Origin of the sequence: Protofrankia sp. CiP1_Cm_nod1 (assembly GCF_920888515.1) — a bacterium.
Taxonomy (GTDB): Bacteria; Actinomycetota; Actinomycetes; order Frankiales; family Frankiaceae; genus Protofrankia.
Genome location: NZ_CAKKTM010000181.1, coordinates 3,181 through 8,762, shown reverse-complemented (window position 1 = coordinate 8,762; position 5,582 = coordinate 3,181). Strand labels below are relative to the sequence as shown.

Here is a 5,582-nt window from a genome sequence, read left to right as displayed (position 1 = left end):
TGATCCGGGGTCACCGTTCCGGTACGCGCTCCAGGCCCGAGGCCCGGGCAGGGCGCGCCGGGCCGCCGTCCCCGTTGAACTCCGCCCACATCCGCGCGTACCGGCCGCCGGCGCGCAGCAGGTCGGTGTGGGAGCCCTGCTCGACGACCCGGCCGGCGGCCATCACCACGACCCGGTCGGCGCGGGCCGCGGTGGTGAGCCGATGCGCCACCACCAGCGTGGTGCGCCGGCGCGCGACGTGCTCGGTGGCTCTGGTGACCGCGGCCTCCGTGGCCAGGTCGAGAGACGCGGTGGCCTCGTCGAGGAGCAGGATGTCGGGGTCGGCCAGCTCCGCCCGGGCGAGTGCCAGCAGCTGGCGCTGCCCGGCCGACAGCCCCCGGCCGCGCTCCCCGACCGGATGCCGGTAGCCCCCGGGCAGCCTGACGATCATGTCGTGCGCCCCGACGGCGCGGGCGGCGGCCAGCACCTCGGCGTCGTCCGCCTCCGGGCGGGCGTAGGCGATGGCGTCCCGCACCGTCCCGGAGAACAGGAAGGCCTCCTGCGGGACCACCCCCAGCCGGTGCCGGTAGCCCGCGAGATCGAACCGGGTCACGTCGGTGCCGTCGACCCGCACCGCACCACCGGTCGCGTCGTAGAAACGCGCGACCAGTTTGACCACGGTGGACTTGCCCGCGCCGGTCTCCCCCACCAGGGCGACGGTCTCCCCGGCCGCCACCCGCAGGCTCACCCCGTCCAGCGCGGGACGGCTGGTGCCGGCGTAACGGAAGGAGACGTCCTCGAGCGCGATCCGGCCGGCAAGCCGGCCGACCGGCACCGGATCCGGGGCCGGCGGGGTGGATGTGGGTGTACGCAGCAGGTCGCAGATGCGCCGGAGGCCCACCTTCGCCTGCTGGTAGCCGTCGAACACCTGCGAGAGCTGCTGGACCGGGGCGAAGAACAGGTTGATGTAGAGCAGGTAGGCGATCAGCCCGCCGGTGGTCAGCGACCCGGACGCGACCAGCCCGGCACCGGCGCCGAGGACGAGCGCGGCGGCCAGCTCCGAGCAGAACTCCATGAACGGGAAGTAGAGGGCGATCATCCGCTGCGCCCGCATCCGCGAGGCGCGGTACCGCTCGGCCAGCGTCCGGAAGCAGTCCTGGTTGCGCTCCTGCCGGCGGAAGGCCTGCACCACCTGGATGCCGGCCAGGTTCTCCTGCAGCGCGGCGTTGACCGCGCTGACCCTCTCCCGTGACTCGGTGTAGGCGGCCGAGGACTTCGCCCGGAACACCAGCGTGACCGCGATCCCGACCGGCAGCATCGGGAGCACGACCAGCGCCAGTTCCGTGTTCAGCACGACCAGCGCGATCCCGATCCCGACGAACGACGCCAGCGCCACCACCGCGGTCGTCAGGCCCGTCTGCAGGAACGTCGACAGGGCGTCCACGTCCGTCGTCATCCGGGTCATGATCCGGCCGGGGAGCTCGCGTTCGTAGTAGTCCAGGCCGAGCCGCTGGAGCTGGGCGAAGGTCTTCAGCCGCAGGACGAACAGCAGCCGCTCCCCCATCCGCCCGGTCACCCGGGCCTGGACGACCTGCCCGCCCCAGGCCGCCAGGACCACGGCCAGCGCCACCGCGGAGGTCGCGAACAGCACCGCCGACGCGCCCGTGGACACGCCCGCGTCGACCCCGTGGCGCACCAGCGCCGGCATGGCCAGGCCCGCGGCCGCGTCCAGGGCTACCAGCAGCAGGCCGACGGCGAGCAGCCCGGGCACCGCGCGCAGCAGGCGGCGCAGCGAGAACGCCGGGTCGGGCGCGGCGGCGTCGGTCTCGCTCACCCGGACCGGCTCGGTCGCGGGCGGGAGCCGGGCCACCTGGGCGAGCAGTCCGGGGGTGACCGGGGTGTCCCCGAAGTGCCCACCAGCGAACCCGGCTCCCCGGCCGCCGGACCCGGCCCCCCGGCCACCGCGCATGGAGCGGGCCGGCCGCGTGCCGTCCAGGCCCGCACCCACCCAGGTAGCCGGCACCGGTCGCATACGGGGTGTGAGCGCACCGGCGAACGGGACCGGCCGGCCGCCGTTCATCCGGCTCTTGTCCGCATCCACCTGCTCCGCCTGGTGACGGCTGTCGCTCGCCTGGTCGGGGACGGCGCCCGCCCGGTCGAGGCTCGGCCCGGACAGCAGCATCGTGTACAGCGGGCAGCGGGCGGTCAGCTCCTCATGGGTGCCGACGTCGACCACCCGGCCGGCGTCGAGCACCGCGATCCGGTCGGCCAGGTGCAGGGTGGAACGGCGGTGCGCGATCAGCAGGGTGGTCCGCCCCCGCATGATCTGCCGCAGGGCGGCGTGGATCTCGGCCTCGACCCGGACGTCGACCGCGGACGTCGCGTCGTCCATGATCAGAATGGGTGGGTCGACGAGCAGGGCGCGGGCCAGCGCGATCCGCTGGCGCTGCCCGCCCGAGAGCGTCAGCCCCTGCTCGCCCACGACCGTGTCGTAGCCGTCGGGAAGGTCCCGGATGAAGCCGTCCGCCCGGGCGGCCCGCGCCGCGGCGACGATCTCGGCGTCGCCGGCGTCCGGCCGGCCGTAGGCGATGTTGGCACGGACCGTGTCGGAGAACAGGAAGCTGTCCTCGAAGACCATCCCGATCTGGGCCCGCAGCGACTCCAGGGTCAGCTCCCGGACGTCATGGCCGTCGACACGGACAGCACCGGCACCGGCACCGGCACCGGCACCAGCACCGGCACCAGCACCGGGGCCGGCACCGGGGCCGGCGTCTATGTCGTAGACGCGGGAGAGCAGCGCGGCCACCGTCGACTTGCCCGACCCGGATGCCCCGACCAGGGCGAGGGTCTCACCGGCCTCGATCCGCAGCCGGAATCCGTCGAGCACCGGGCGGTCCTGGATGTAACCGAAGGTGACGTCGTCGAACTCGATCGCCCCCCGCGCGCGGCCGAGGCTGACCGCCCCGGGCCGTTCGGTCACCACCGGGGCGGTATCGATGATCTCGAAGACCCGGATGGCGCTGGCCCGGGCCTGCTGCCCGACCGTCAGCAGGTTCGCGAGCATGCGCGTCGGCGCGACGAGCTCGCCGAGATAGGCGCTGAAGGCGAGGAAGGTGCCCAGGCTGATGCTGCCGCGCAACGCCAGCCAGCCGCCCAGCGCCAGCACCCCGACCTGTCCGACGGCCGGCACCGCGGCCAGGGCCGGCAGGTACCGGCTGGTGATGGTCACCGCGCGCATGCGCAGCGCGAACAGGAGGCGGGCGGACGCGGTGAGCCCGGCCAGCTCCCGCTCCTCCTGCCCGAAGCCCTTGACCACCCGCACGCCGGCGACCGCCTCGTCCACCACCCCGGCAACCTCGCCGGCCTGTTGCTGGGCGGCCCAGGTCGCCGGGAAGACGGTTCGCCGCGCCCGCAGCCCGATCATGAGCAGCAGCGGCCCGACCGCGAGGGCGAGCAGGGTCAGCAGCGGCGAGAGCACCGCCATGATCGCGATGGTGAGCACGAGCAGCAGCAGGTTGCCGCCCAGCCACGGCAGATACGACAGCAGCCCCTGGATGGCGGTGACGTCCGAGATGGCCCGACTGACGATCTGGCCGGTGCGCATCCCGTCCTGGCGGACGCCGTCAAAGCGCGCGAGCGCGGCGAACACCGCGTCCCGCAGGTCGTACTGGACGTCGAGGGAAAGACGTCCGCCGGTGGTGCGGCGGACGTAGCTCGCGGCAAAACGCAGACTCCCGGCCGCGAGCAGCGCGGCCACATAGGGCGCGAGCGGATGCCGGTGGCCGACCACGACGTTGTCGATCACCCCACGCTCGATCAGTGGCGTGATCGCGGCGAGCACGGTGGCCAGCACCGCCGCGCCGCAGGCCACGGCCGCGTTGCGCCGGTAGCGCAGGACACACCCGCCCAGCCGGCGCAGCCAGCCCGGCCCGGACGCCGGCTGGGCCGGCGGTGTCGGCTGGGCCGGCGGTGTCGGCTGGGCCGGCCCAGCCGGCTGGCCGGTTGAGCCCGGCGTCACGAGGCCGCCGTGATGGTCGGACGGGATGCTGTTCGCGCGAATCTCCCCGGATGGCTGGTCGGGTCGGGACAACCTTTAGCCCAACCATCCCGGGAGATCATCGCTTCCCGGCCGCACCTACCGTCCGGCCGGTGCCCCACGCCGCCGGCCGGACGAGCAGATGCGGCCGGCGGCGGTTGTCAGGAACGGATCGTCGGTGGCGGGCTGGCCGCCGCGCCGACGATGCCCGCGTCCGCCGGCGGCGGCGCGGTGGTCGCGGCCGTCACCGGCAGGGCGCTGCCCGCGACCCACCGATTCCAGGAGATCGACCACTCGTTGCCGAGCTGGGAGGTGTCCGGCGACCGGCCGGTGTTGCGCACATCGACGATGTCGCCCAGCCGGCTGAACCGGTAGAACCATTCGGCGTCCGCCGGCGACGCGTTCACGCAGCCGTGCGAGACGTTGTCCTGCCCCTGCGCGCCGACCGACCACGGCGCCGAGTGGACGTACTCACCGCCGCTGGTGAACTGCACGTTCCACTGGACGGTTTCGTAGTAGTAGTCCGGATCGCCCTTGGGAATACCGACCGTCGCGGAGTCCATAATCACCGTCTGGGCGGTGCCGAGGACGTTGTGCGGGCCGTCCATGGTCGGCGACGAGGGCTTGCCGAGACTGACCGCCATGGTCTTCTGCAGGACGCCGTTGCGATATACCTTCATCGTGTGGGTGGCGGCGTCGACATAACTGATCTGCGCCGGGCCGATGACGAAATCCATGGCCCGGTCCTTCACGCCGAAACGGCTGCCGCCGGCGTCCAGCCCGGCGAGATTCGCCTCGACGTGCACCTTGGTCCCCGCTTTCCAGTACTGCTGCGGGCGCCAACGCACGACCTGGTTCGACGCCCAGTTCCAGGCGCCGTTGACCGGCGGGTCGGTGGTGACCATCAGACGCTTCTGAACGGCCGCCCGGTCGGTGACCGCCGCGTTGAAGGTCAGTGTGATGGGTGTGCCGATACCGACGGCCTGCCCGGCGGCCGGTTCCCACGACACCTTGAAGGGTTTCGCCGGATTCACCGTGGTGAAGGTGGCCGCCGTGGTCGCGGTGCCCGCCACGCCGTTCGCGGGGACCGTCGTCGCCGACACCTGGTACTGCGTGTCCGCGAAGAGCCCGCCGGTGGACGTCCAGGTCCTGCCGTCCGCGGAGAGCTGGCCGGCCAGCTCACCGGCGGAGGTGTCCTGGGACTTGCTCGCCCCCCGCAGCACCTTCACCGACTGTAGCGGAGCGTTACCGCGCACCACCACGGTGCTGGTGAGCGCCACGCCCTGGGAGCGGTCCGCGGGCGTGATGGTGATCTGCGGTGCCGCCGCGGTCGGCGCGGCCAGGCCACCGGGGGCGGACGCCGAACCCGTCCCGTCCGTCCGCGGTGAGCACGAGGTCAGGGCGATACAGACGAGCAGCGCCGCGCCGACGGTCGATATGAGCGACCGTTGTGAGGAGGATATGCCGTGCGGGCGTGCTCCTCCTGCGCCACGCGTTCCCCCCGCGCCGGGCGGCCTGCGCACACCGTAAGGCCCCGAACGATGCGCCCGTCCGAAGAAGGTGTGGC

Annotated in this window: 2 protein-coding genes; both read right to left on the bottom strand. The window is 73.3% G+C overall.

Going from position 1 to position 5,582, the window contains the following annotated elements; genetic code table 11:
• Positions 1–10: 10 nt before the first annotated feature.
• Complete coding sequence (locus NBX02_RS08515; protein ID WP_250290813.1) at positions 11–3,997, bottom strand: ABC transporter ATP-binding protein; 3,987 nt, start codon at positions 3,995–3,997, stop codon at positions 11–13.
• 179 nt (positions 3,998–4,176) lie between these two features.
• A partial coding sequence (locus NBX02_RS08510; RefSeq protein WP_445548325.1) for an Ig-like domain-containing protein occupies positions 4,177–5,582 on the bottom strand: 1,406 nt, incomplete at its 5' end.